Source organism: Streptomyces sp. NPDC051310, from assembly GCF_044455245.1.
Lineage (GTDB): Bacteria > Actinomycetota > Actinomycetes > Streptomycetales > Streptomycetaceae > Streptomyces.
The window spans coordinates 1-25,708 of sequence record NZ_JBITEO010000003.1 but is presented as its reverse complement, the minus strand read 5'-3'; the positions used below and the strand labels follow the sequence as shown (position 1 = coordinate 25,708).

At 74.0% G+C, this 25,708-nt stretch carries 19 protein-coding genes and 1 pseudogene; 12 read left to right on the top strand and 8 right to left on the bottom strand.

The features are described from left to right. The first annotated feature begins 119 nt into the window (after window positions 1-119). From ACIA79_RS05075 to ACIA79_RS05065, 3 genes are all read left to right on the top strand, one after another. On the top strand, window positions 120-1,106 hold the full coding sequence (locus ACIA79_RS05075; RefSeq protein WP_399426767.1) for an SMI1/KNR4 family protein: 987 nt from the start codon (window positions 120-122) through the stop codon (window positions 1,104-1,106). Window positions 1,107-1,113: 7 nt separating this feature from the next. Further along, entirely contained in the window at window positions 1,114-3,924 is a 2,811-nt protein-coding gene (locus ACIA79_RS05070; RefSeq protein ID WP_399426766.1) for an SUKH-4 family immunity protein, read from the top strand. Between the two features lie 83 nt (window positions 3,925-4,007). Continuing rightward, entirely contained in the window at window positions 4,008-4,919 is a 912-nt protein-coding gene (locus ACIA79_RS05065) for a cellulose-binding protein (RefSeq protein WP_399426765.1), read from the top strand. Window positions 4,920-5,336: 417 nt separating this feature from the next. Here ACIA79_RS05065 and ACIA79_RS05060 read toward each other — a convergent pair whose 3' ends face one another. Further along, window positions 5,337-6,827, bottom strand: coding sequence for an MFS transporter (locus ACIA79_RS05060; protein ID WP_399426764.1), 1,491 nt, complete (start codon window positions 6,825-6,827; stop codon window positions 5,337-5,339). A gap of 296 nt (window positions 6,828-7,123) precedes the next feature. On the opposite strand from ACIA79_RS05060, the gene ACIA79_RS05055 reads away from it, so the two are divergent. The 4 genes from ACIA79_RS05055 to ACIA79_RS05040 all read left to right on the top strand — a co-directional run bounded on the left by ACIA79_RS05055 (window position 7,124) and on the right by ACIA79_RS05040 (window position 12,540). After that, window positions 7,124-7,912: an ABC transporter ATP-binding protein gene (locus ACIA79_RS05055; RefSeq protein ID WP_031068907.1), complete on the top strand. Its 789-nt coding sequence runs from the start codon at window positions 7,124-7,126 to the stop codon at window positions 7,910-7,912. After that, entirely contained in the window at window positions 7,909-10,488 is a 2,580-nt protein-coding gene (locus tag ACIA79_RS05050; RefSeq protein WP_399426763.1) for an ABC transporter permease, read from the top strand. Before ACIA79_RS05055 ends, ACIA79_RS05050 begins: the two co-directional genes overlap by 4 nt. A gap of 223 nt (window positions 10,489-10,711) precedes the next feature. After that, a complete protein-coding gene (locus tag ACIA79_RS05045; protein ID WP_399426762.1) occupies window positions 10,712-11,665 on the top strand; it encodes an AraC family transcriptional regulator in 954 nt (317 codons plus the stop codon). A gap of 44 nt (window positions 11,666-11,709) precedes the next feature. Continuing rightward, window positions 11,710-12,540, top strand: coding sequence for a carbohydrate-binding protein (locus tag ACIA79_RS05040; RefSeq protein ID WP_399426761.1), 831 nt, complete (start codon window positions 11,710-11,712; stop codon window positions 12,538-12,540). Between the two features lie 56 nt (window positions 12,541-12,596). On the opposite strand, the gene ACIA79_RS05035 is transcribed toward ACIA79_RS05040, so the two are convergent. The 3 genes from ACIA79_RS05035 to ACIA79_RS05025 form a co-directional block, all read right to left on the bottom strand. After that, the gene (locus ACIA79_RS05035; protein WP_399427120.1) at window positions 12,597-12,968 is read right to left on the bottom strand and encodes a HEAT repeat domain-containing protein; all 372 of its coding nucleotides are present in this window, start codon (window positions 12,966-12,968) and stop codon (window positions 12,597-12,599) included. A 114-nt stretch (window positions 12,969-13,082) separates the two neighbouring features. After that, window positions 13,083-14,318 carry a fumarylacetoacetase gene (gene fahA, locus ACIA79_RS05030; RefSeq protein ID WP_399426760.1) on the bottom strand — a complete coding sequence of 412 codons (1,236 nt, stop codon included), beginning with the start codon at window positions 14,316-14,318 and terminating at the stop codon, window positions 13,083-13,085. 58 nt (window positions 14,319-14,376) lie between these two features. Further along, window positions 14,377-16,521: a CocE/NonD family hydrolase gene (locus ACIA79_RS05025; RefSeq protein ID WP_399426759.1), complete on the bottom strand. Its 2,145-nt coding sequence runs from the start codon at window positions 16,519-16,521 to the stop codon at window positions 14,377-14,379. 184 nt (window positions 16,522-16,705) lie between these two features. Here ACIA79_RS05025 and ACIA79_RS05020 point away from each other — a divergent pair, with 184 nt between their 5' ends. Further along, the gene (locus ACIA79_RS05020; protein WP_399426758.1) at window positions 16,706-17,716 is read left to right on the top strand and encodes a polyprenyl synthetase family protein; all 1,011 of its coding nucleotides are present in this window, start codon (window positions 16,706-16,708) and stop codon (window positions 17,714-17,716) included. Window positions 17,717-18,048: 332 nt separating this feature from the next. Beyond that, complete coding sequence (locus tag ACIA79_RS05015; protein ID WP_399426757.1) at window positions 18,049-19,263, top strand: outer membrane lipoprotein carrier protein LolA; 1,215 nt, start codon at window positions 18,049-18,051, stop codon at window positions 19,261-19,263. Between the two features lie 280 nt (window positions 19,264-19,543). Here ACIA79_RS05015 and ACIA79_RS05010 read toward each other — a convergent pair whose 3' ends face one another. Further along, a complete protein-coding gene (locus ACIA79_RS05010; RefSeq protein WP_399426756.1) occupies window positions 19,544-20,866 on the bottom strand; it encodes a M28 family metallopeptidase in 1,323 nt (440 codons plus the stop codon). A gap of 203 nt (window positions 20,867-21,069) precedes the next feature. Beyond that, complete coding sequence (locus ACIA79_RS05005; RefSeq protein WP_399426755.1) at window positions 21,070-21,525, bottom strand: VOC family protein; 456 nt, start codon at window positions 21,523-21,525, stop codon at window positions 21,070-21,072. A gap of 204 nt (window positions 21,526-21,729) precedes the next feature. On the opposite strand from ACIA79_RS05005, the pseudogene ACIA79_RS05000 reads away from it, so the two are divergent. Both ACIA79_RS05000 and ACIA79_RS04995 read left to right on the top strand, forming a co-directional pair. After that, window positions 21,730-22,302, top strand: a pseudogene (locus ACIA79_RS05000) (CGNR zinc finger domain-containing protein); the annotation flags it as partial. A 12-nt stretch (window positions 22,303-22,314) separates the two neighbouring features. After that, on the top strand, window positions 22,315-22,755 hold the full coding sequence (locus tag ACIA79_RS04995; protein ID WP_399427119.1) for an SRPBCC domain-containing protein: 441 nt from the start codon (window positions 22,315-22,317) through the stop codon (window positions 22,753-22,755). A gap of 6 nt (window positions 22,756-22,761) precedes the next feature. Here the strand turns inward: ACIA79_RS04995 and rarD are convergent, their stop codons facing one another. Both rarD and ACIA79_RS04985 read right to left on the bottom strand, forming a co-directional pair. After that, window positions 22,762-23,847, bottom strand: a complete 1,086-nt coding sequence (gene rarD, locus ACIA79_RS04990; protein WP_399426754.1) for an EamA family transporter RarD — start codon at window positions 23,845-23,847, stop codon at window positions 22,762-22,764. A gap of 190 nt (window positions 23,848-24,037) precedes the next feature. After that, complete coding sequence (locus ACIA79_RS04985; RefSeq protein WP_399426753.1) at window positions 24,038-24,901, bottom strand: SDR family oxidoreductase; 864 nt, start codon at window positions 24,899-24,901, stop codon at window positions 24,038-24,040. Window positions 24,902-24,995: 94 nt separating this feature from the next. Between ACIA79_RS04985 and ACIA79_RS04980 the strand changes: the two genes are divergently transcribed. Continuing rightward, the gene (locus tag ACIA79_RS04980; RefSeq protein WP_399426752.1) at window positions 24,996-25,367 is read left to right on the top strand and encodes a winged helix-turn-helix transcriptional regulator; all 372 of its coding nucleotides are present in this window, start codon (window positions 24,996-24,998) and stop codon (window positions 25,365-25,367) included. The last annotated feature ends 341 nt before the right edge of the window (window positions 25,368-25,708 follow it).

Genomic DNA, 25,708 nt, shown 5'->3' with positions numbered 1-25,708 from the left:
GATCGTCGGTGGGTCACCTGGGAGTGACCCTTGGTCACCGAAGCGGAGGGCCGGTTCCCCGTGTTGCCCCACCGCATAGGCTGTGCGGAACCAGCCAGCAGCAGCAGGGGGCAACCGCCATGACGACAGGTCGGCTCGGGCAGCATCATGCCGCGCCACCGAACGCGGCCTACGCCGGGCAGGTCGTGCACTTCCCGGACCCGGTCCGTGCCGCCCGGCATCCCAGAGGGGTGCGGGTGGGCGGGGACGGTCACCCGGACTTCTCGCCGTACGCGCGTGCGGCCGCCGAGATCGCCGATCCCCCGGCGGGGTTCGGTGTCGACGAGCTGCGGCTGACGGACTACGTGTCGGCGAACGCCGCGTTGGCGGCTGCGGGGCACGAGCTGTGGGACACGATTCCGGCGGTGGCCACACCGCACGGCTGGACGTGGCACCACGTGGCGGGTACGCGCCGCATGGAGCTGGTGCCGGTCGAGGTGAAGGCGCTGCTGCGGCACCACGGTGGGCTGGCGACGGCCGCGGTGGACCACGGCAAGCGGGGGACGCGGCCTCTGCAGGAGACGCGGCCGGCGCACTTCGGGCTGCCGAAGGGTGCGCTGTCGGTGTCCGAGGCGCAGTTGCAGGGCGTCGAGGAGGACCTGGGGTACCGGTTGCCGGGCGCGTACCGGTCCTTCCTGAAGGCGGCGGGCGGTTGCGCGCCGGTCGGTGCGGCGCTCGACGCGGAGCTGGGGCTGCTGGTCGACCAGCCGTTCTTCACGGTGCGCGACGAGGCCGCGGTCAATGACCTGGTGTACGTGAACAAGTGCCTGCGGGACCATCTGACGAAGGATTACCTGGGGGTCGGTTTCGTCCAGGGCGGCATCCTCGCTGTCAAGGTGCGGGGTGCGGGTGTGGGGTCGGTGTGGTTCTGCGCGTACGACGACGCGCGGGACCAGGACGGCTGGACGGTGCAGGAGCGGGTGGAGCGGTTGCTGCTGCCGTGCGGGGCCGATTTCGACGAGTTCCTCCAGCGGCTGGCGGGCAATCCGCCGGAGCTGGAGACGGTGGCTGACCTGATGGTGGACGGCGGCTTCGCGCGGGCCGTCCCGGTTGCGGACGAGGGGTGACGGTCCGGTGGTGACCTTCGCGCAGGCGCAGGAGCGCGCGGAAGAGTGGGTCAACGGCGACGTGCCCGCGTACCAGCACCGTGAGGTGCGGGTCCGTGAGTTCGAGCTGGGGTTCGTGGTGTGGGCGGAGGACCGTGAGGACGGTCCGACGTCGGACGGCGGGCGGCAGCGGATGGTGATCGCCCGGGACAGTGGTGAGGCGACGCTGTGGCCGGGGCTGCCGGTGGGTGAGGTGATCCGCCGGTACGAGGAGGAGTACGGGGCGCCGCCGGCGGATGTGCCGGCCGCGGCCGCGCCGCCGCCGGAGCGGATCGATCTGAATCAGACGTCGTTCCTGCTGACGCCGCCGGAGTGGCTGCAGGACGCGGCGGACCGGCGGGGCGTCCCGGACCGCCGGGCGGACGCCACGCCCGCGGACGCGGTGCCCGCGGACGTGGTGGAGCCGGGGGTGACTTCGGAGGCGGCGTCCGTGCCGGGGCCGCCCTCCGAGGGCTCGGGCCTGCCGGGCGCGGCTTCGGCGGGTGCGGTTTCGGCGGATGCGGCCCCGACGGGTGCGGCTGCGGGTGACGGGACGCCGGCGCCCATGCCGTCCCCCGCGCCCACGCCCATGCCGTCGCCGCAGTCGGCGCCGTCCCAGGGGGCGGACGTGTGGGCCGCTCCGGGGCAGGACGCTTCCAGGGGCGGTACCACGTGGCCGACGGCCGGGGGCGCGGGCGACTACGAGCCGACGGCGTCCGACGGGGTGCCCGCGGCGTCGCCGTGGACCGACACCGGTGTGCCGGCGGGCGCCGCGGACGACGGGTCCGTACCGCTGCCCGCCACCGTGTTCGCACCGCCGCTGTCGGGCGCGGACGACGACGACACGCCGCCGCCGGCGGTGGGGGCCGACGCGCCGACGGCGCTGATCCAGGGCGGCAGCCGGCTGCCGCGTACGGCGATCGCGCCCGCGCTGGACCCGCAGTACGCGCCGGGCGGTCCGGCGACGCCGAACACGCCGGACGCGCCGAGTACGCCGAGTGCGCCGGGGACTCCCGCCGCCGGAACCGGAACCGGCGCTGGGCAGGCCGTGCCCGGTCCGTCGGCCGGGGACATCGCGGACGCCGCGACCAGCAAGGCCACGCTGCCGCCGCGCGGCGTGCGCCCCCCGCGGGTCGGCGGCCCGACGACTCCGCCGCCCCCGGGTGCGCCGGGGACCCCCGGGGCCCGGCCGCCCGCGTCGGGCCCGGGTGCTCCGGGGGCGCCGGCCGGGGGGTACGTACCGACGCAGCTCGTGGCGCAGCTGGGGCCGGACGGGCCGTTGCCGCCCGGTCCTCCCGCGCCGCCGGCGCCTCCGGGATCGACGCCGCCTCCGGGTGCCACGCCGCCCCCGGGCGGGGGTGTGCACCATGCCGCGACGATGCTGGCGCAGCCGGGTCCGGGTGGTCACGGTGGTCCGGGTACTCCGCCGCCGCCGGCGCCTCCCGGGCGACCCGGCGGGGACGCGCACCACGCGGCGACGATGCTGGCGCAGCCGGGGCCCGGCGGGCCCGGCACGCCGCCGCCCCCGGGGCCGCCCGGGCCGCCCGCACCCCCGCCGCCCCCGGGTGCCACGCCGCCCGCCGGCGGCGGTGTGCACCATGCCGCGACGATGCTGGCGCAGCCCGGTCCTGGCGGCCCCGGTGCGCCGCAGCCGCCCGGTCCTCCGGGGGCTCCGACCCCTCCCGGACCGCCGTCCGGGGGCGGTGGCGTGCACCATGCGGCGACGATGCTGGCCCAGCCCGGCCCCGGTGGTCCGGGTGCGCCCGTACCGCCGCCCGGGTTCCCGCAGCCCCCGGCCCAGCCGCAGCCGCAGGGGCCGACCGGTCAGCCGACCGTCGGGCCCGGCTACCAGGCGGTGTTGCGCTACCGCGCGCCCGACGGTTCCGAGCAGCAGCTCATCCGGCGTTCGGCGCCCGGCACGCCGCACCCGGAGTGGCAGATCTTCCATGAGCTGCGGTCCATGAACATCCCGCCGGACCAGGTGCTGGAGCTGCACACCGAGCTGGAGTCGTGCGACCTGCCCGGCGGTTACTGCGCCCGGATGATCCGGGAGACCTGGCCGCAGGCGCGGATCACGTCGATCGCCCCGTACGGGCGCGATCACGCGAGCCGGCAGCAGGGCATGCAGCAACTGATCGCGCATCAGGGCGAGTTGCACCAGGTCGCGGACGGTCCGGCGCGTCCGGCTCCGCTGCGCACCCCGCTGCCGCCGGTGCAGCCGGCGCCGCCGGTCCCGCCGGAGGGCATTGCGCAGGAGCTGGCGGGGGCGTTCGGGCCGCAGGGCATCTGCCGGTTCGACCAGCGGGCCGTGTCGCGGCAGGGCGTGCCGGAGCTGGTGGCGCGCACGCTCGTGTGGGCGGGGCTGCCGGCGGACTTCGGGCCGTTCTTCTGGGCGCAGCCCGCGCAGCCGGTCGTACCGACGCTGGCGGAGCTGGCGGCGCAGCGGCAGGTGCAGCCGGCTTCGGACGCGGGCTCGTACCTGGTGCTCGGTTCGGACTTCGGACGGGCGATCTGTGTCCAGTACGGGACGGCGCACATCGTCGCCGTACCGGTGGAGGGCGGTCCGGGCGGTCAGCCGGTGGCGCCGCAGTTCGTGAACACCGGACTGCCGGAGTTCACGCGGTGCCTGGCGTTGCTGGGGCGGATGTGGCGGCTGCGGTTCGGGCTGAACCCGGAGCAGGCGGGCCGCTGGACCGTGGACTTCCAGGTGCAGCTGGCCATGCTGGACCCGGCGGCGCTGGCGTCGCCGGAGAGCTGGTGGTCGGTCCTGCTGGAGCAGATGTGGGACGGGCTGCTGTGAGGTGACGAGGCGGGGTGACCGGCCTGCCGCGAGCAGGCCGGTCATTACGTCCCTTTTTGTGATGATTGTCGCATCCTGGGCGTATGAGTCCTGACACTGCATCATCATCACCGCATGGGTTCGAGGCCGTCGCCAAGGGCCGGGGCTACCGGCCCAAGGACGTCGACGGCTATGTGAGCGGGCTGTCCGCCGACCGCGACGGCGCGTGGGAGCGCGCGGCGCGGCTGACCGTGCTCGCCAAGGAGATGGACAAGGAAGCCGCCCGCCTGCGCGAGGCCGTCGCCGGGCTGAAGCCGCAGCGGTACGAGTCGCTCGGGCCGCAGGCGCAGCAGCTCCTCGTGATGGCGGAGGAGGAGGCCGGCTCGGTACGCGAGGCGGCGGCGGCCCACGCGCAGGCCCTGGCCGACGCGGCCGAGGAGGCGGGGCGGCAGGCGCGGGACGCGGCGCGCGAGGCGGCGGAGGCGCTGCGGGCCGCGGCGGAGGAGGAGGCCGCGCTAGTCCTGCTCGCGGCGCGCGAGAAGGCCCAGGAGCTGCGGGCGGAGGCGCGCGGGGAGGCCGACCGTACGAGGGGTGAGGCGCAGTCGGAGCTCCGGCAGGTGCGGGAGCGCACGGAGGCGCTGCTGGCCGCCCAGGAGAAGGTGCACGCCGAACAGCGCGAGGCGGCCGAGCAGGAGCTGACGGAACGACGGGCGGAGGCCAAGGAGCGGTTCGCCGCGATGATCGCGGAGGCGGAGACCCAGTTGGCCGAGGCCGAACGGGTGTACGCGGAGGCGGAGGAGGCGGCGCGCCGGCGGCAGCAGGAGGCGGACGCGCGGGCGGCGGAGCTGGTGGCGTCGGCGCGGGTGGAGGAACAGCGCATCGAGGAGGAGACGGAGCAGGTGCTGCGGGAGCACGCGGAGGCGCGCGAGGGGCTGCGGGAGCACATGTCGCACGTCCGCGAGAGCCTGGCGGCGCTCACGGGCCGCGCTCCGGACCCGGACCCGGACGCGGCATGACCTGACCGCTTCCGGCTCCGTTCGGCCGGGCCTGCTCGCCCAAGCCCGCTCGCCCAAGCCCGCTCGCCCAAGCCCGCTCGCCCGGGCCCGTTCGGCCGGGCCTGCTCCGCCGGGCCCGTTCGGCAGGCTCTGTGCAACCGGGCTCGCTCGCCAGGGCCCGTGCGGCCGGCCCCGGCTCCCGCGACGAGGGCTCCGCCCTCGGGGGTTCCGGGGCCGCGTCCGTTGCGGGGCCGCGTCCGCTCCGGGCTCGCGTCCCCTCCGATGGCGGGCGGGCGGGCCGGCGCGGAGCCACCGCCGGTACAGGCCGTGCCGGTACGTTCCGGGCCGCGCGGGTACGGTTCGGGCCGCGCCGGCACAGTCCCGGGCGCGTCATTACGGTTCGGCCGCGCAGGACTCCGAAGCAGCGGGTCCGGCGGCTCAGTCCTCCGCCCGCAGGACCGGGAAGCGGCGCGGAGCCACCGTCAGGAGGACCACCAGCGCGATCGCCGCCGCGGCCGCGGCGCCGACGTAGACGTGGTCGACGGCCGCGTCCACCGCCGCCGGGGTGAGCGTGGCCGGGTCGTCGAGGTCGCCGGAGGGGAGGCGGGCGGTGAGGACGGCGTTGGCGAGGGCTCCGAAGAGGGCCGCGCCGAGGCTCTGGCCGACCTGGCGGCAGAAGAGGACGGACGCCGTGGTGGTGCCGCGCTCGGACCACGGCACCGTGGACTGCACGCCCACGATCAGCGGCAGCTGGACCAGCCCCAGCGCCGCGCCGAGCATGAGCATCATCAGCGCCGGCTGCCACGGCTCGCCGGGATACGGCAGGAACGGCATCGCCAGCAGGACCAGCATCGCGAGGGTGGTGCCGGCGGCCGCGGTGAGCCGGAAGCCGATGCGGGTGTAGAGGCGGTTGGAGAACGCCGCGCTGACGGGCCAGGACAGGGTCATCGCGGAGAGGACGAAGCCCGCGGCGATCGGCCCGAGACCGAGGACGGTCTGGGCGTAGGTGGGGACGAACACCGTGGGCGCGACCATCAGCAGGCCCAGCGCGCCCAGGGCCAGGTTGACCGCCGCGATGGTGCGACGCCGCCAGACCCAGCCCGGGATGACCGGCTCGGCCGCCCGCCGTTCGATCGCCACCGTCAGCAGCGCCAGGACCGCGGCCCCCGCGAAGAGCCCCAGGGACGGGGCGGAGAGCCAGGGCCACGCCACGCCGCCCTGCACGAGCGCGGTGAGCAGCAGGGCGCCGGTGGCGAACACACCCAGGGCGCCCGCCCAGTCGACCCGTACGGGGGCCGTACGGGGACGGGGCGGCTCGGTCAGATGGCGGGTGATCAGCCAGAGGGCGAGGGCGCCGACGGGCAGGTTGATCAGGAAGATCCAGCGCCAGTCGGCGTACCCGGCGAGCAGCCCGCCGAGGGCCGGGCCGGCGACGGACGAGGTCGCCCAGACGGAGGAGAGGCGCGCCTGGATCCTGGGGCGTTCCGCCAGCGGGTACAGGTCGGCGGCGATGGTCTGGACGGTGCCCTGGAGGGCGCCGCCGCCCAGCCCCTGCACGACGCGGAAGGCGATCAGCGCGGCCATGTTCCAGGCGGCGGCGCACAGCAGGGAGCCGGCGAGGAAGAGGATGACACCGCTGATCAGGACGGGTTTGCGGCCGAAGGTGTCGGACAGCTTGCCGTAGACGGGGAGCGTGACGGTGACGGCGAGCAGATAGCCGGAGAAGAGCCAGGAGAAGACGGACAGTCCGCCGAGGTCGCCGACGATCTGCGGTACGGCGGTGGCGATGACCGTGCCGTCGAGGGCGGCCAGGGCCATGGCGAGCATCAGCGCCGCGACGACCGGTCCGCGCCTGCTCGTCGTGGCGCTGCCCGCCGGTGTGGCGGCCCCGGTCAGCGAGTCCGTCACCGAAGTCCTTTCCCCCTGCATGTATTTCGTCGGGTCAGCTTCTCACTCCCTCCCCGGTCGGAGAACCCCTAGGGGCTCCTCCTCACGTCAGGCCAGGGGCTGTTCGTCCCGCCGGAGGACGAGAGGCGGGGGCCGGCTGCCTAGCGTGGGTGGGGAAAACCCCAGGGGGAAGAGTGCGCCACGCACCAGTGCGCGCGGGTCCGCCGGGACGGAAAACTCTGGACGTGTAGCCCAGGACTCGCTGCTGCCGCCTCCCCGCTCGTGCCTCGTCGCGCCGGGGTGCGGTCCGCGAGCCGATCCGACATAGGAGACGTACCGTGACAACGGCTGTGACCATCCCCAGGCACGGGGGTACTGGAGGGCGTACGGCCGTCGCGGCGCGGGCGCGGCAGGTCGTCAAGGCGTACGGCGCGGGGGAGACCCGGGTCGTCGCGCTCGACCACGTCGACGTGGACATCGCCCGGGGCGAGTTCACCGCGATCATGGGCCCGTCCGGGTCCGGCAAGTCGACGCTGATGCACTGCCTGGCCGGGCTGGACACCGTGACCAGCGGGGAGATCTTCCTCGACGACACCGAGATCACCCGGCTGAAGGACAAGAAGCTGACGCAGTTGCGGCGCGACCGCATCGGCTTCATCTTCCAGGCGTTCAACCTGCTGCCGACGCTCAACGCGCTGGAGAACATCACGCTGCCGATGGACATAGCGGGCCGCCGGCCCGACGCCGCCTGGCTGGACCGGGTGGTGGAGACGGTGGGCCTGGCGGGCCGGCTGAAGCACCGGCCGAACCAGTTGTCCGGTGGTCAGCAGCAGCGGGTCGCGGTGGCCCGGGCGCTGGCCGCCCGGCCCGAGATCATCTTCGGTGACGAGCCGACCGGGAACCTGGACTCGCGCGCCGGGGCCGAGGTGCTGGGCTTCCTGCGCCGGTCCGTCGACGAGCTGGGGCAGACCATCGTGATGGTCACGCACGACCCGGTGGCGGCGAGTTACGCGGACCGGGTGCTGTACCTGGCGGACGGGCGGATCGTGGACGAGATGTCCCGGCCCACCGCCGAGGCCGTCCTGGACCGGATGAAGGACTTCGACGCGCGGGGGCGGACGTCGTGACCGTGCTCAAGACCTCCCTGCGCAACTTCTACGCGCACAAGGGGCGCATGGCGCTCTCGGCGGTGGCGGTGCTGCTGTCGGTGGCGTTCGTGAGCGGGACGCTGGTGTTCACCGACACCATGAACACCACCTTCGACAAGCTCTTCGCCGCGTCGGCTGCCGACGTCACCGTCAGCCCCAAGGGGGCGGCGGCCGCCGACGAGACGCCGCAGACGGGGAAGCCCGAGACGCTGCCCGCGTCCCTGGTGCGGCGCGTCGAGGGCGCCACGGGCGTCAAGGCGGCCGAGGGAGCCGTCGTCTCGATGAGCGTCACCGTCGTCGACGCCGACAACGAGAACGTGGGACCCACCAGCGGCGCCCCGACCATCGCCGGCAACTGGACGCGCAACGACCTGCGGTCGATGGAGATCACGTCGGGGCACGCGCCGCGCGGACCGACCGAGGTGATGATCGACGCCGACACCGCCGCCAAGCACCGCCTGAAGCTGGGTGACGAGCTGCGCACCATCGCCGTCACCGGGGACTTCACGGCGAGGATCTCCGGCATCGCCTCCTTCAAGGTCACCAACCCCGGTGCCGCCGTCGTCTACTTCGACACCGCGACCGCGCAGCGCCACCTGCTGGGCGGGCAGGACCTGTTCACCCACATCGCGGTGGAGGCGGCCGACGGGGTCAACCACGAGCAGCTGAAGCGCAGTGTGGCCGCGGCCGTCGACGGCGCGGTGTACAAGCTGCAGACGCAGAAGGAGGCGGCGGACGCCGGACGCGAGGACGTCGGCGGGTTCCTCGACGTCATGAAGTACGCCCTGCTCGGCTTCGCCGGGATCGCCTTCCTCGTCGGCATCTTCCTCATCGTCAACACCTTCTCGATGCTGGTCGCGCAGCGCACCCGCGAGATAGGCCTGATGCGCGCCATCGGGTCGAGCCGCAAGCAGGTCAACCGGTCCGTACTGGTCGAGGCCGTGCTGCTGGGGGTCGTCGGCTCGGTGCTCGGAGTGGGCGCGGGCGTGGGCCTGGCGGTCGGGCTGATGGAGCTCATGTCGTCCATGGGCATGGAGTTGTCCACCCAGGACCTCACCGTCAAGTGGACGACGCCGGCCGTCGGTCTGGTCCTCGGCATCGTCGTGACCGTCCTCGCCGCGTACGTCCCGGCCCGCCGGGCCGGCAAGGTCTCCCCGATGGCCGCGCTGCGCGACGCCGGCACCCCGGCCGACGGCAAGGCCGGTGCCGTACGCGCCGTCACCGGACTGGTGCTGACGGGCGCGGGCGCCGCGGCGCTGTACGCGGCGGCGCGGGCGGACGCTGCGGGCGAGGGGTCGCTGTACCTCGCGGCCGGTGTCGTGCTGTCCCTGCTCGGCTTCGTGGTCGTCGGCCCGGTCCTCGCCGGCGGTGTGGTCCGGGTCCTGGGGGCCCTGATCCTGCGGGTGTTCGGACCGGTGGGGCGGATGGCCGAGCGCAACGCGCTGCGCAACCCGCGCCGTACCGGTGCGACGGGCGCGGCGCTCATGATCGGTCTGGCGCTGGTGGCGTGCCTGTCGGTGGTCGGCTCGTCGATGGTCGCGTCGGCGACCGAGGAGCTGGACCGCTCGGTCGGCGCGGACTTCATCATCCAGAGCGCCAACGGCCAGCCGATCGTGCCGCAGGCGCAGACGGCGCTCGAAAAGGCGCCGGGCATCGCCCATGTCACCGAGTACAAGCTGGTGAAGGCCCGGCTCACCTCACCGGATGGCCGGACGGAGGACGAGGGCATCGTCGCCGCCGATCCGACGTACGCCTCCGACCTGCGCCGCGAGACCGTGGCGGGCGAGCTGTCGGCCGCGTACGGCAAGGACGCGATGTCCGTGGGCAGCGAGTACGCGCAGCGGCACGGCGTGAAGGTCGGCGACACCCTCACGGTGGCGTTCGAGCACGGCGAGCGCACCGCGCGGCTGAAGGTCGCGGCGATCACCTCGGACGACACGAACGTCGACAAGGGCGCGACGTACACGAACATCGAGACGGCGCAGCAGTACGTGCCCGCGGGGAAGATGCCGAAGAACATCATCCTGTTCGCCACGGCGCAGGAGGGCGAGGAGACGGCGGCGTACGCCGCGCTGAAGAAGTCGCTGGTGCCGTACCCGCAGTACAAGGTGCAGAACCAGACCGACTTCAAGCAGGACCTGAAGGACCAGGTCGGGCAGTTGCTGAACATCGTCTACGGGCTGCTGGCACTGGCGATCATCGTGGCGGTGCTCGGTGTGGTGAACACCCTGGCCCTGTCCGTGGTCGAACGGACCCGGGAGATAGGCCTGATGCGGGCGATCGGCCTGTCGCGGCGTCAGCTGCGCCGCATGATCCGCCTGGAGTCGGTGGTCATCGCCCTGTTCGGTGCCCTGCTGGGCCTGGGGCTGGGCATGGGCTGGGGCACGGCGGCGCAGAAGCTGCTGGCGCTGGAGGGGCTGGGGGTCCTGGAGATCCCGTGGCCGACGATCCTGACGGTGTTCGTCGGGTCGGCGTTCGTGGGCCTGTTCGCCGCGCTGGTCCCGGCGTTCCGGGCGGGTCGGATGAACGTGCTGAACGCGATCGCGACCGACTGACGGCACGGTCACGGTGGGGGCCGCGGGGGGGGGGGGGGGGGGGGGGCCGGCCCCCCCCCCCCCCCCCCCCCCCCCCCCCCCTCCGGCGTGTTCCGCCGCGGGCGCGGCCGTGGCATCGTGGGGCCGAGTCGAATTGGTCTGGACCAAGAGGGTCCGCGTCGTGGCGTCGTCCGCCCGCAGGGAGGACGGGACCCGGCCGACACGACCTCCAGGAGGGCGGACGATGCGCGGAACCACGGTGCCACCCGGCACGAAGAGCCTCCCCCCGGCCCCGGGAGCCGTGCCCATGCACCGCCTCGAAGTGCCGATGCCCAATGTGATGCCGTTCGCCATCGGCACCTTCGACACCATCGGCCCGATGTCCCGCGCCTCGTTCCCGCACCGGCACACCTTCTACGAGATCGTCCACGTCACCGCCGGCACGGGCGCGCACGTCGTCGACCTCGCCCGCTGGGAGCTGCGCCCGCCGCACCTGTGCGTCATCGCGCCGGGCCAGGTGCACCACTGGCAGGACGTGTCCGGCCTCGACGGTTCCGTCCTGCTCTTCACCGACCACTTCCTCGTCGACCACCCGGACGACCGCGACCTGCTGCGGTACCTGAGCGAACGGCCCTGGCTGACGCTGGACGCCCACGCCGACGCCGGAACGAGACGGCTCATCGCCGACCTCGACGAGGAGTACCGCCGCGGCGCCGACGGCTTCGCCTCCGTCCTGCGGGCGCTCCTGCACGTCCTCGTCGTCCGGGCGGCCCGGCTCGCCGGGCGGGCGGCCGGCCCCGACCGGGAGGAGCCCGCTCCCGCCCGCGCCAACGCGGTGGCCGATGAGTTCACGCGGCTCATCGCGGGCGCCGATCCGGAACTGTGGTCGGTGCATGCCTGCGCCCGCCGGATCGGTGTGACGTCCGGGTACCTGGCGGAGGCGGTCAAGGCGGCCACCGGCCGCACGCCCGGCCAGCTCATCCGGGAAGCCCGCACGCACGAGGCCAAACGGCTGCTGGCGCGCACCGATCTGACCGTCCGCCAGGTGGCGCACTCCATAGGCATCGCGGACCCGGCCTACTTCTCCCGCTTCTTCCGGCGCGAGACGGGGGTGAGCCCGGGCGACTTCCGGCGCGGTGCGGATATTCACCACGACCACCGGATCGAGTCCATCGCCCCTTCCGGACCGCCCGCCTAGGTTCGTTGCCGACCCCCGACGACCGCCCCTCACAAGGAGCAGGCATGGACGGCGACCGCACCACCCCCGCGAGCCTCCCCGGCCACCCGAGCCGCAAGGCGGTGCTCCGCGCCGCCCTGGCGGCCGGGGTCGCCACGCCCGTCGCCCTGATGGGAGTACCGCAACTGGCCCGGGCCGGCACGGCCACCGGTGCCGCGGCCCCCGAACCGACCCCCGCGTGCGACGACGGCGACGACCCCACCCCGCCGCAGATGGAGGGCCCCTACTTCAAGCCGAACTCCCCGCGCCGCACCTCGCTCGTGGAGGCCGGCACCCCCGGCGTACGCCTCACCGTCAGCGGCTGGGTCTTCGGCCTCGCCTGCCGCCCGCTCAGCGGCGTGCTGCTCGACTTCTGGCAGGCCGACGTCAACGGCGCGTACGACAACACCGGCTTCCGGTTCCGCGGCCACCAGTTCACGGATGCCCAGGGCGCGTTCCGGCTCAGCACCATCGTGCCGGGGCTCTACCCGGGCCGCACCCGGCACCTGCACGTCAAGGTGCAGGCGCCCGGACGGCCCGTGCTCACCACGCAGCTGTACTTCCCCGGCGAGCCGCGCAACAACACCGACGCGCTGTTCGACCCGCGGCTGCTGATGACGGTGCGCGACACCGGCGGTACGAGGGAAGCCGCCTTCGACTTCGTCCTCGACGTACCGCAGACCCCCGGGCCGGGGCCGTCACCGACCGACCCCGGCGGCACCTGGGCCGCCGGCACCACCTACGGGGCGGGCGCCCGGGTCACCTACGCCGGCCGCGCCTACGTCTGCCTGCAGCCCCACACCGCGCAGGCCGGCTGGGAGCCGCCCGCCGCGCCCGCGCTGTGGCGGGCCGGGTGACCCCGGGCGCCTCGGCTCCGGACGTCTCGGCCCCGGGCGCCTCGGCCCCGGACGTCTCAGCCGTGGGAGGCGTGCGCGCGGGTGGTGTGCACACCGGAGGCGTACGCCCGTACGCCGGCGTCCGGGTCCTCGGTCGCCGGCGCCAGGGCGGCACGGGCGTCCGTGTGCTCCACGTGCTCCACGTGCCGGAGCAGGGCGAGCACCGCGGCCTTGCGGACGCCGGCGTTCGCGTCACCCGGTGAGGGGCGCAGGGCCGGCACGGCGTCGCCGGGGGCGGCGGCGCCGAGCGGGGCCGCGGCGCCCGCGCGTACCTGCCAGGCGGGGTCGGCCGGCGCGCCGACAGCGGCGGCGGCCTGCCGTGTGGGACAGCCGGCCGTCGCCGGCGCCTGGAAGGAGGCGGCCCGGACCGGGGCATGCCCGTCACGCAGCGGACCGTCGCGCGTGACGAGGACGGCATCGCCGTGGTCCGGGACCGCTGCCGAATCCCTCGCCGTCGCGACGCGGACCTGCGGTGTCGCGACGCCGAGGGGGCGGATCGGCGACTACCGGGCGGGCGTGATGCGGCCCGTCACCTCGCCCAGCGCCACCTTCACGCCGTCGGGGCCCGGTGCCCACGCGGTGAGCGTCACCTCGTCGCCGTCCTCCAGGAACGTCCGCTTGCCGTCGGACAGTTCCAGCGGCTCCTGGCCGTTCCAGGTCAGCTCCAGCAGCGAGCCGCGCTGGTGGACCTCCGGGCCACTGACGGTGCCGGAGCCGTACAGGTCGCCCGTGCGCAGCGAGGCGCCGTTGACGGTCATGTGCGCCAGCTGCTGAGCGGCGGTCCAGTACATCGTGGAGAACGGCGGCTCGGCGACGACCTCGCCGTTGATGCGGATCGTGATGCGCAGGTCGAAGCCGCCGGGCTCCTCCTCGGCGCTGTCGTCCAGGTACGGCAGGAGCGGGAAGTCGCGGGCGGGCGGGTCGACACGGGCGGCGTCCAGCGCCTCCAGCGGCGTCACCCAGGCCGATACGGACGTGGCGAAGGACTTGCCGAGGAACGGGCCCAGCGGCACGTACTCCCACGCCTGGATGTCCCGGGCCGACCAGTCGTTGAGCAGCGTGAGACCGAAGACGTGGTCGCGGAAGTCGGCCAGCCCGACCGGCCGGCCCATCTCCGACGGGGTACCGACGAGGAAGCCCACCTCCGCCTCGATGTCCAGCTTCACGGACGGCCCGAAGACGGGCGTCGCGTCGGCGGGGGTCTTGCGCTGCCCGGCGGGGCGCACGATCTCCGTACCGGAGACCACGACCGTGCCGGAGCGGCCGTGGTAACCGATCGGCAGGTGCTTCCAGTTGGGCGTCAGCGGCTCGCCGTCCGGGCGGAAGATCCGTCCGACGTTGGTGGCGTGGTGCTCGGACGCGTAGAAGTCGACGTAGTCCGCCACCTCGTACGGCAGGTGCAGGGTGACGTCGGCGAGCGGGTGCAGCAGCGGCTCGATGTCGGCGCGGTGCGCCGGCACGGTGACCCACGCGGTCAGGGCCCGGCGGACATCGCGCCACGCCGTGCGGCCCGCCGCGAGGAGGGCGTTCAGGCTGGGCTGGGCGAGCAGCGCCGCGTACGGCGAGCCGAGGGTGTGGGCCGCCGCGCCCGCGTCGAGGACGTGGTCGCCGATGCGGACGCCCAGCCGGCGACGGCCGGGTTCGTCGGCGGTGCTGAAGACGCCGTACGGGAGGTTGTGCGGACCGAAGGGGTCGCCTTCGGCCAGGTCGAGCGGGCTGTGCTCGGACTGCTCGGGCATCGGTGCTTGCCTCGCTTTCCACGTGTGTGGGGGACACGTTACGACGGCGCCGCGATGATCATCCGGCGGTACGGGGAATGCGGTCCTGCCAGGTCCGGTGGAAGAGGATCTCGCCGCCCGCCGCGCAGATCACCTCGTCGGTGGTGAGGAAGTGGCCGGCCTCGCAGGCGATCTCGGAGCGGGTGTCGACGGTGACGTTCCAGAACAGGTCCGGGCGGTGCAGGCGGATGTGCCACTCGGAGCGGGCGCGGGCGGAGAGCGGATCGGGCTCGGTGACGGTGTACGTCTCCACGGCGTCCTCGGTGACTTCGAGGCCGTCGGGGTGGATGCGGAGGCCGCCGCCCGGGACGCCGGCCTCCAGCCGCCACTCGCCCCGGGCGACGTCGCGGACGAGGAGCAGCGCGGGCCGCTGGGCCTCGTCGAGGGTGGCGGGGTGGTTGACCCCGAGCGGGCCGGCCTGCTCCGGGGGCTCGAAGCGGACGGCGCCGTCGCGGTCGCGGCCGCCGGGCGCGGGCGCGCGCAGGGGGAGGACGAGGGAGCTGCCGGCCGGGTCGAGGGTGAAGCCCGGGGCGTCCGGGAGGGGCCAGAGCCAGGGCCAGTACGCGGACGAGACGGCGAGCCGCACGCGGTGGCCGGGCGCGAAGGCGTGGCCGGTGGTGTTCAGCTCGACGGTGTGGACCGTAGGGCCGGGGGGCAGGGCGAGGGCGCCGCGGGTGACGAGGGTGGAGGCGCCACCGGGCGCGACGTCGCAGATCCGGACGACGACCTGCCCGGCGACCTCCCCGGCGACCTGCCCGGCGGGCGCGGTGCCGGTGCCGGCGTCGGTGGGCGGGGCGGGTGCGACGGATGCGACGGATGCGGTGCCTGTGCCTGTGCCTGTGCCTGTGTCGGCGTCGGTGGGCGGGGCGGGTGCGGTCGGTGCGGGGGCCGGGGAGCCGGGCATGGCGAGGGGGCGCAGGGCGAGGGTGACCCGCGGGCGGCCGAGGACTTCGAGCGGGGCGCCCTCCTCGGGGACGGGGAAGTCGAAGCAGACCGCGTGCGCGTCCTCCGCGCGCTGGTCGGGCGGCAGGTCGCCGTCGTGCCCGGACGGGACCACCCGGCCCGCGTCGAGGCCGCTGCGCAGCGGGGAGCGGACCGGGACGGGCGGCCCCTGCAGGGCGTACGCGACGGGCGTGACGTGCGGGGACGGCCAGGTCTCCTCGGCGGCCCAGCGTCCCGGCAGCTCCCGGTACGCCGTCGCGGGGACGCGCGAGGCGCCGATCCAGGAGCGCAGCAGCGGCTCGTCCATGACCCCGTTGTCGACGCCTCTGAGGTGGTGGTCCCACCAGCGCAGGGTCTCCTGGAGGAAGCCGATCGCAGGGCCGGGCGGCCGGTCCTGGTCCGGGTACCGGTGCGACCAGGGCCCGATGATCCCGCGCACCCGTTCCCGCGGCAGCCGCTCGACCAGCCGCAGCACGGCGTCGCGGTACGGGTCGTGCAGGCCGCCCACCGCGAGGACCGCGGCGCGGACCGCCCCCAGGTCCACCGGTCCGCAGGCACCCCGTCGGCCGGCGTCCCCGGTGGGCCGGGCCAGCCACGTACGGGCCGGCGGGTCCAGGGCCTCCAGCCGCGCCAGCCACATCTCGCGCCACAGCTCGCCCGCGTGCACCGGGTCCGGCGGACGCGCGGCACCGGCGAGCCCCGCCGCCGACGCGGCGTGCAGGCCCGCGGCCATGACGGCTCCGCCCAGGTGGTGGACCCCGGTCCCGTACGGGTCGTCCGTCGCGCACACCGCCACCACGGCCCGCAGCGGTTCGGGGGCGAGGGCCGCGACCCGCAGCGCGGCGGAGCCGCCCGCGCCGATGCCGAACATCCCGACCCGGCCGGTGCACCAAGGCCGGCGGGCCAGCCAGTCCACCACCGCCGTGGCGTCCGCGGGGTCCGCCGCGTCGAGGACGGGCCCCGGCACGCCCTCGCTGTTGCCGTGGCCGCGCGCGTCCACCCGTACCGAGGCGTAGCCGTGGCCGGCGTACCAGGGGTGGCGCTGGGCGTCGCGCGGGGCGGTCGCGTCGGTCAGCCGGCCCGGCCCGTACTCCAGGAGGGCGGGCACCGGCTCGTCGGTCAGCGGCCGCCAGACCCGTGCGTACAGACGAGTGCTGTCGGGCAGGGTGACGCGGACGTCCTCGTGCGTCGTCCCGTACGGGAAGGAGGAACGCAGGCGCATGGGGGACCTCACCAGGGTTCCGGATGTATGCCCCTTTTTCCGGGCGTACCGGCTGATCCTGAACATACCGGGGGTGGCGGGAAGGCGCCCACGGTGATCGAAAGGCGACCGGATACGCTGACTTGAGTGAATCCAGCGACACATCGACAATCCGTGTGATCGTCAGCAGACAGGAGATCCCCTCGTGACCGCAGTCGGGCCGTTCGGGCTGAGCGTGCGGGACCAGGCTCTGGAAGCCGATGTCCAGAACGGATTGGCGGCTGTCGAGGCAGGGCTCCTCGATGCCTGCAAAAGCGACGTGCCGTTCATCAGTGAGGCCGCCCAGCACCTGGTGCGGGCGGGGGGCAAGCGCTTCCGTCCGCTGCTGGTGATGCTGGCCTCGCAGTTCGGCGACCCGCACGCGCCCGGAATCGTGCCCTCGGCCGTGGTCGTCGAGCTCACCCACCTGGCGACGCTCTACCACGACGACGTCATGGACGAGGCCGACGTGCGGCGCGGTGTGCCCAGCGCCAACGCGCGCTGGGGCAACTCGGTGGCCGTCCTCACGGGTGACTTCCTGTTCGCGCGGGCTTCACACATCCTGGCGGATCTCGGCCCCGAAGCCGTACGCATCCAGGCCGAGGCGTTCGAGCGCCTCGTCACCGGGCAGATCCTGGAGACCGCGGGCCCGCGCGACGGGCGCGACCCGGTCGAGCACTACCTGGACGTCATCGCCGGCAAGACCGGCTCGCTGATCGCGGTCTCCGGGCGCTTCGGCGCGATGATGTCCGGCGCCGACGAGCAGGTCGTGGACATCCTCACGCAGTACGGCGAGCGCCTGGGCGTCGCCTTCCAGCTCGCCGACGACCTGCTGGACATCGCCTCCGACTCGCACGAGTCCGGCAAGACCCCGGGTACGGACCTGCGGGAGGGCATCGCGACGCTCCCGGTGCTCCACCTGCGGGCGCAGGCGGCGGTGTCCGGGACCGCGGAGGACCAGGAACTGGTCGCGCTGCTGGACGGCGACCTGTCGGACGACGACCGGCACGCCGAGGCGCTGCGGCGGCTGCGCGTCCACCCGGCGCTGGAGCTGGCGCGCCGCGACACCGTGCGGTACGCCCAGGACGCGCGGGCCACACTGGCGCCGCTGCCGGAGTGCTACGCGAAGGCCGCGCTCGAGGAGCTGTGCGACCTCGTGGTGCACCGCGCGGGTTAGGCCGTGTCCGCGCAGTCCCGTCTGCCCGGCAACGCCCGGTACGCATGCTCGCTGCGTCGTCGTCGGTCACCGATGGCCCCCGTTGCCCTTCGGGCACGGGAGGTGCCCCCACCGCAGTGGCTCCCTCCTCCGCCTTGCGATCGCACGCACCGGACGCCGCCGGCCCCGCCCTGCGGGCGGACGACGCCACTTCGCGGACCCTCCCTGGGGATCTCGGGGTCGGTGTCATCCCTGAGCAGTACGGAAGTCCAGCCCGCGGGCTGACGCCTCCGGGGGTGCCGCCTTGGTCAGATGGATACCGGAAGGATCGCTGACCACGGAGGTAGGCACACATGGCACCGAACGACAGCGCGGGGCGCCGGAGGACGGCGCGGTACGCGGTCCCGGTCGCGGTGGCGGGGGTGGCGGCGGCGACGATCGGGCTGGTCCCGGCGCTCGCGGCCTCCGGTGACCCCGAACTGCCGCAGATCACGGCGGAGCAGCTGGTGGAGAAGATCGCCGCGTCGGACGTGCAGCAGCTGTCCGGCACGGTGAAGGTGACGACGGACCTGGGGCTGCCGTCGTTCGCCGGCCTGGAGGACCTCGTCGGTGCGGCCGGCGCGGGCGGTGCCGGCGCGGAGGACCCGGGCGTGGGCAAGCTGATGGAGCTGGCCTCCGGCACGCACACCCTGCGGGTGGCCGCCGACGGGTCCGGCAAGCAGCGCCTGGACTTCGTGGACGACGCCGCCGAGTACAGCCTGATCCGCAACGGCGAGGACGTGTGGGCGTACGACGGCGCGTCCCGGGAAGCGGTCCACTCCACCGAGAAGGACGCGGGCGGCGAGGGCGCGGACGGCAAGGCGGGCGGCAAGGACTCGGGCACCGGCCGCGAGCCGGAGCTCCCGGCCACTCCCCAGGACCTCGCGCAGGAGGCGCTGAAGGCCGTCGACGACACGACGTCGGTCACGGTCGACGGCACGGCGCGGATCGCCGGGCGCGACGCGTACCAGCTGCTGATCAAGCCCAAGCAGAGCGGCTCCACGATCGGTTCGATCAAGGTTGCGGTGGACGCGGAGAAGGGCGTTCCGCTGAAGTTCACGCTCATGCCGAGCGGTGGTGGCAAGGCCGCGATCGACGCGGGCTTCACGAAGGTCGACTTCGGGGCGCCGGCCGCCTCCACGTTCGCCCCGCCCCGGGACGCGAAGGTGACGCAGGAGCCGCAGGCGCCGGAGGGGGCCGCGGAGGGCCTTCCGGAGGGACTCGCGAAGGACCTGCCGAAGGACCTTTCGAAGGACCTGCCGGAGGACTTCGCGGGCCCGAACGTCATCGGTGAGGGCTGGACGGCCGTGGCGCAGCTGAGCGCCCCGGGCGGCGGGGCCGGCGAGGGCGTCCCCGCGGAGGCCGACCGGTTCCTGGACGTCCTCGGCGACAAGGTCACCGGAAAGTTCGGCTCGGGCACGGTCTTCAAGACCCGCCTGGTCAACGCCCTGCTGACGGACGACGGCAAGCTGTACGCGGGCGCGGTGACCCCGGAGCGGCTCGTCGAGGTCGCCGGCGGCGCGAAGTGACGGACACGGCGGCTGCCCGCCTGCGCTAGCCCACAGGCGGTAGCCCACGGGTGGACGCCCACTGGCGGGTGAAGGCCGGTGGACCGAGGCCGGTGGGTGTCGAGGCCGGTGGGCGACCGCCCGTGGTGGACAGCGGCCGGTGGACGACGTCCACCGGCCGCTGTCATCCGCCGGGAGCGTGCCGCCGGGTGAATGCCGGCGGGTTACAGGTGGGTGATCACCGGTGGCCGTACGCGGGACGTCCCGGGCGTACGGCCACCGGCCGCTGGGTGTGCCGCGCTCAGAAGGTGAGGCGGAACGCGTTGATGTAGCCCGTGTCCTGCGCCGCCACGTCCTGGACGCGCAGCTTCCACGCCCCGTTCGCCGCCTCGCTCGACGCGTCGACCGTGTACGTCGTCTGGACGTTGTCCGCAGAATCGTTGCTGCTGGAGTTCTTGAGGCGGTACGCCGTGCCGTCCGGGGCCACCAGGTCGACGACCAGGTCGCCCCGCCACGTGTGGATGACGTCCACGCCCACCTTGAGGGCGGCCGGGGCGTTGCCGGTACGGCCCGAGACGGTGACCGTCGACGTCACGGCGGCACCGTTGTCGGGGATGGCCACGTCCGCGGTGTTCTCGTACGTGTCGCCGGTCGGCGGCTCCGTCGTACCGGCGGACAGCGTCCAGATGGCGTGCGCGACCGCGTCGCTGTTCCGGTCGAGCGCCGTGTCGTTGATGTTCGACGTGGAGTCGCACGAGGAGTGGTAGCAGCGGTCGAAGGCCTGGCCGGCCGTACCGCCCCACTTCTGCGCCTGCGCGCTGGTCTTCGTACGGCTGGCGCCCGTGAACAGGCCGCCGACCGGGATGCCGACGTTCTTGAACGAGGCGTGGTCGGAGCGGCCGTCGCCCTCGGTCTCGATCTCCGTCGGGACGCCGAGACCGGCGAAGTAGTCCTTGAAGGTCTTCTCGATCGTCGGGTCGTCGTCGTAGACGAAGTAGCCGGGGTTCGGCGACCCGATCATGTCGAAGTTGAGGTAGCCCGCGACCTTGGCGCGCTCGGTCGCCGGCAGGTTGTTGACGTAGTACTTCGAGCCGACCAGGCCCAGCTCCTCCGCGCCCCACCAGGCGAAGCGCAGGTGCTTGGCGGGCTTGAACTGGGCGCGGGAGACGGCGAGCGCGGTCTCCAGGACCGCGGCGGAGCCGGAGCCGTTGTCGTTGATGCCGGCGCCGGAGGAGACCGAGTCGAGGTGCGCTCCCGCCATCAGGACCTGGTTGGCGTCACCGCCGGGCCAGTCGGCGACGAGGTTGTAGCCGGTGGTGCCGTTGTACGTGAACTGCTGGACGGTGGTGGTGAATCCGGCGGCGTCCAGCTTGCCCTTCACCCAGTCGATCGACGCCTTGTAGCCGGAGCGGCCGTGGGCGCGGTTGCCGCCGTTGGCGCCGGCTATGGACTGGAACTGCGAGAGGTGCGCCTTGACGTTCGCTATGGGTATGTCGGGCGCGGCGGCGGCGTCGGCCGCGGCCGGCGCCGCGACGGGGGCCGATACGGACGGGGACGCCGTGGCGAGCAGCCCTGCGACGGCGAGAGCCGCGGCAGCCGCGGCGGTTCCTCTGGAGAGGTTCATGTGGGGGCTCCGGGGATTCCGTACGGGGATGGGAACGGAACGTGCGAGACGCCCCGCGCCGTGCGGGCGCGGGGCGTTGGAGCTGAAGCTTCTGGTGCGGTGTGCGTGCTGAATGTTCAGCGAGATTTTGACGTGTCGTCAAGGTGCGGTTCCGGACACGCGCGTTCGCTCACCGGACGGTCTGTTCATCTGTCGGTTACATGTCACTGCACGCAGTATTCGTTGCCCTCCGGATCGGCCATCACGGTCCACGCGCCCCCGGGCTCCTCCACCCGGCGCAGGACGGTCGCCCCCAGCCCCTCCAGCCGGGCAACCTCGGCGTCCCGCTGCCCGGGGTCGGCGTGCAGGTCGAGGTGGAGGCGGTTCTTGACGGTCTTCGCCTCCGGCACCCGCTGGAACAGCAGCCGCCGGCCGTGCCCGATGCCGGTCGCTTCGTCGTACGGATCGTCCGGATGCCGGACGGCGACCAGATCCCGCCAGGCCCGCCGGCCGTGCGCCTCGACGGTGTCCCGCTCCTCCGAGACGTGGCCCAGGGTGATGAGCCGGGCGATCTGGGCGGAGTTGTCCTCGACGAGATAGCCCAGGGCCTGGGCCCAGAACTCGGCTTGGGCATGCGGGTCGGAGGCGTCGATCACGAGTTTCCAGTGGAGCGTCGTCATGTAACCACTTATATTGGTTACGTGAGGGAGATGGCAACGAACGCGACGAACGTGACGGACGTTTCGTACGCGGCCGACGCGGCCGACGCGGCCGACGCGGCAGCTGGCGCTGGCGCTGGCGCGGTCACGGGCGCGGCGGGTGAGCTGGCGGACGGCGGTGGGGCGGGCGCGGCTGGCGCGGAGCGGGTCGCCGGAGGTCCCGGCCTGGTCCTGCGCACGCCGGAGGGCCGCCCGTACCGCTTCGATCCGGGCGCGCTGTGCCTGGAGCTGCTGACCACGGGCGGTCCCGGCCCGCTCGCGCGCTACGAGGTGCTGGACACCCCGGCCGGGCTGCGGGACTGGGTGGCGGCCTCGCGGCTCGATCCGGGGCTCCGGCTCGACGTCCGCGACGGGGATCTGGCCGCTGCGCGGGAGGTCCGGGACGCCCTGCACGGCCTCGCCTCGCGCCGCGCCCACGGGCGCGCTCCCGACCCGGCGGACGTCGCGGTGCTCAACGCGTGCGCCGCCGGCCCGCCGCTCACCGTCCGCATGACCGCCGACGGCACCCGGGAGTGGGCGCCGGGCACCGGGACGGTGGCCGAGCTGCTGTCGACGGTGGCCCGTGACGCGATCGACCTGTTCACCGGCCCGTACGCGCGACGTATCCGCGAGTGCGGCGCGCACGACTGCTACCTGCTCTTCGTCGACACCTCCCGCCCCGGCCGCCGCCGCTGGTGCGCGATGGAACGGTGCGGCAACCGCCACAAGGTGCGGGCCCATCGCGCCCGTACCGGACCGGAAGGAGACGCGATGACACCCCCTGCACCCCCGAGGCCCGCCACCGGCAGGGCCGGTACCAGCGGTACGACCGGACTGACGAAGGACGCCGGCTGGGAGATCGGCGTGTCGAAGACCCTGCCCCTGCCGGCCGGCGCCGTGTGGGACTTCATCGCGAGCCCCGACGGCGTCGCGCTGTGGCTCGGGGCGGTGGACGGACTGCCCACGGAGAAGGGCGCGCGGTACGAGACGGCCGACGGCGTCACCGGTGAGGTGCGCAGCCACCGGCCGGGCGACCGGATCCGCGTCACCCACGGCGACACGACCATCCAGGTCGCGGTCACCGCGGCGGGGCCCGGGAAGTCGGTGCTCCGCTTCCATCAGGAGCACCTGGCGGGCGCCGAGGAGCGCGAGCGGCGCCGTGCGCACTGGAAGGCGGTCATGGAGCGGGTCGCCGGGGAACTGCCCGCCTGAGGAGCGTCAGAGGCGCGGCGGCTGCCCGGACGGGTCGGGTACGGCGGGAGTCGCCGCCGGAGCGGGAGCCGGAGCCGTAGCCGCGGGAGGCGCAGGTGCCGCCGAGGCCGCGGGTGCCGCTGTCGGCGAGGCGGCGGCGGGGGGCGCGGGCCGGGGCGCCCGAGCCGCCGCGGCCAGCCGTGCCGCCTCCGCCCGCGTACGCCGCGACGTGCGCAGCGCGTCCCACGTCAGCACGGACAGCGCCAGCCACACCAGGGAGAAGCCCGCCCACCGCTCCGGGGGCATCGCCTCGTGGAAGTAGACGATGCCCAGCCCGAACTGGAACATCGGCGCCAGGTACTGCAACAACCCGAGCGTCGACAGCGGCACCCGTATCGCCGCGGCGCCGAAGCACACCAGCGGCGTGGCGGTGACCACGCCCGTCGCGGCGAGCAGCGCCGCGTGTCCCAGGCCCTGCGTACCGAAGGTGGCCGCGCCCTGGGAGCCCAGCCACAGCAGGTAGCCGAGGGCGGGCAGGAACTGGATCGCGGTCTCGGCGGCCAGCGACTCGAGGCCGCCCAGATTGACCTTCTTCTTCACCAGGCCGTACACGGCGAAGGAGCAGGCGAGTGTGAGCGAGATCCACGGCGGACGCCCGTAGCCGAAGGTCAGCACCACCACCGCGATGAAACCGGTCGCCACCGCCGCCCACTGGGCGGGTCGCAGCCGTTCCTTGAGGAGCAGGACGCCCAGGGCGATGGTCACCAGCGGGTTGATGAAGTAGCCCAGGGACGACTCCACCACGTGGCCCGTGTTGACGGACCAGATGTACAGCCCCCAGTTGACGGTGATCACGGCCGCGGCGACCGTGATCAGGGCAAGCTTGCGCGGCTGCCGCAGCAGTTCGCGTATCCATCCCCAGCGGCGCAGCGCGAGGAGCGCGATACCGACGACGGCCAGCGACCACACCATCCGGTGGGCCAGGATCTCGACGGCGCCCGCGGGCTTGAGCAGGGGCCAGAAGAGGGGGACCAGGCCCCACATGCCGTAGGCCCCGATCCCGTACAGAAGTCCCGCCCGCTGGTCGCCGCCGCCATTCTTCGCCGCCGCCATCGACCGCCTCCTGTCCCGTCGTGCTCCACCGCCTGCTGTCCGGACCCCTCCGCAGGGCCCGGGCCTCCCGGAGACGGTAGCGCCGGACGGGTCAGGCTGTCATGTCCGTACCGCGATACGGTCATGACGCGTCCCAAGGGGCGTCAGGGGAGGCGGAGACGTCCGGGGGAACCGGGGCCTCAGCGACGGATCACAGCTCCCGGAGCGCCTCGGCGACGGTGTCGGCGAGCGGCGTCGTGGGGCGCCCGATCAGCCGCGCGAGGTCGCCGCTGGTGCCGGCGAGCCGCCCGCGCCGGATCGCCTCGTCGACGTCGACGAGGATCGCGGCGAACGGCTCCGGGACGCCCGCGCCGGTGAGCACCGCGAGGTGCGCCTCGGCAGGGACGTCGTTGTGGACCACCGGCTTGCTGGACTGGCGGGTGATCTCGGCCGCGTACTCGTCCATCGACCACGCCACGTCGCCGCTCAGCTCGTACGCCGCGCCCAGGTGGCCCCCGGTGGTCAGGACGGCGGCGGCCGCGGCCGCGTAGTCGGCCCGGGCGGCGGAGGCGACGCGGCCCTCGCCGGTGTTGGACACGACGGCGCCGTGCTCCAGGACCGTGGCGAGCCGGGCGGTGTAGTTCTCGGTGTACCAGCCGTTGCGCAGGAGCGTGTACGGCAGGCCGGAGTCGAGGATCAGCTGCTCCGTGGCCCGGTGCTCGGCGGCCAGCTCGAAGTCGGCGTCGGGGCCGCCGAGGACTCCGGTGTACGCGAGCTGCACCACGCCCGCCGCCTTGGCCGCGCTGATCACGGCGGCGTGCTGCGGCACGCGCCGTCCGACCTCGCTGCCGGAGACCAGCAGCACGCGGTCACCGGCCTCGAACGCGCCCGCCAGGCTCTCGGGGCGGTCGTAGTCGGCGATCCGCAGCTCGATGCCGCGCTCCGCCAGGTCGGCGGCCTTCTGCTTGTCGCGTACGACGGCGGCGATACCGGCCGCCGGGACGCCCCGCTCCAGCAGAGCGGCGATGACGAGGCGGCCGAGCTGTCCGGTGGCTCCGGTGATGACGATGCTCATGGATGGTCTCCGTTGCTGTTCCTGTCGCTTCGCCATCGACCATAGGAAAAGTGCTAACTATTCGAAAGTACCCACTTTGAAGTAAGGTACTGGTATGAGCGTAAGTACGCCGAACGTCAACGAGCGCATGTGCCCCTCCCGGCTCGTCCTGGAACACGTCACCAGTCGCTGGGGCGTGCTCGTCCTCGCCGCCCTGCTGGAGCGGTCGTACCGGTTCAGCGAGCTGCGCCGCACCATCGGCGGGGTGAGCGAGAAGATGCTCGCCCAGACGCTCCAGACCCTGGAACGGGACGGCTTCGTCCACCGCGACGCCCAGCCCGTCATCCCGCCGCGGGTCGACTACTCGCTCACTCAGCTCGGCAAGGAGGCGGCCGAGCAGGTCTGGGGCCTGGCGCGCTGGACCGAGCGACGGCTGGGCGACGTCGTGGAGGCGCGCGTGGCGTACGACAGGGCCAAGCAGCAGTAGACCGACCGGTGGCCAGGCCACGGCACCGGCTCACGCCGGCCGTCCCGGTCAGGCGCGCGGTGCCGGTCAGGCGCGCGGTGCCGGTCAGGCGTGCGGTGCCGCGGTGAGGCGGGCGGCGCCGGTCAGGCGGGCCGTGCGGCATGCGGGCCGTGCCGGGGCGTGACCGGGAACACGATCAAGGGGCGCCCTCCAAGGAGGACGCCCCTCATTCGCTGGTCGAGCGGTTCTGCCTTCGCGCTATCCGACGACGGTCCAGGTGTCGCTGCCTGTGAGGAGTGCGGCGAGGTCGCCCTTGCCGTGTTGTTCGATGGCGGTGTCGAGCTGGTCGGCCATGAGGGTGT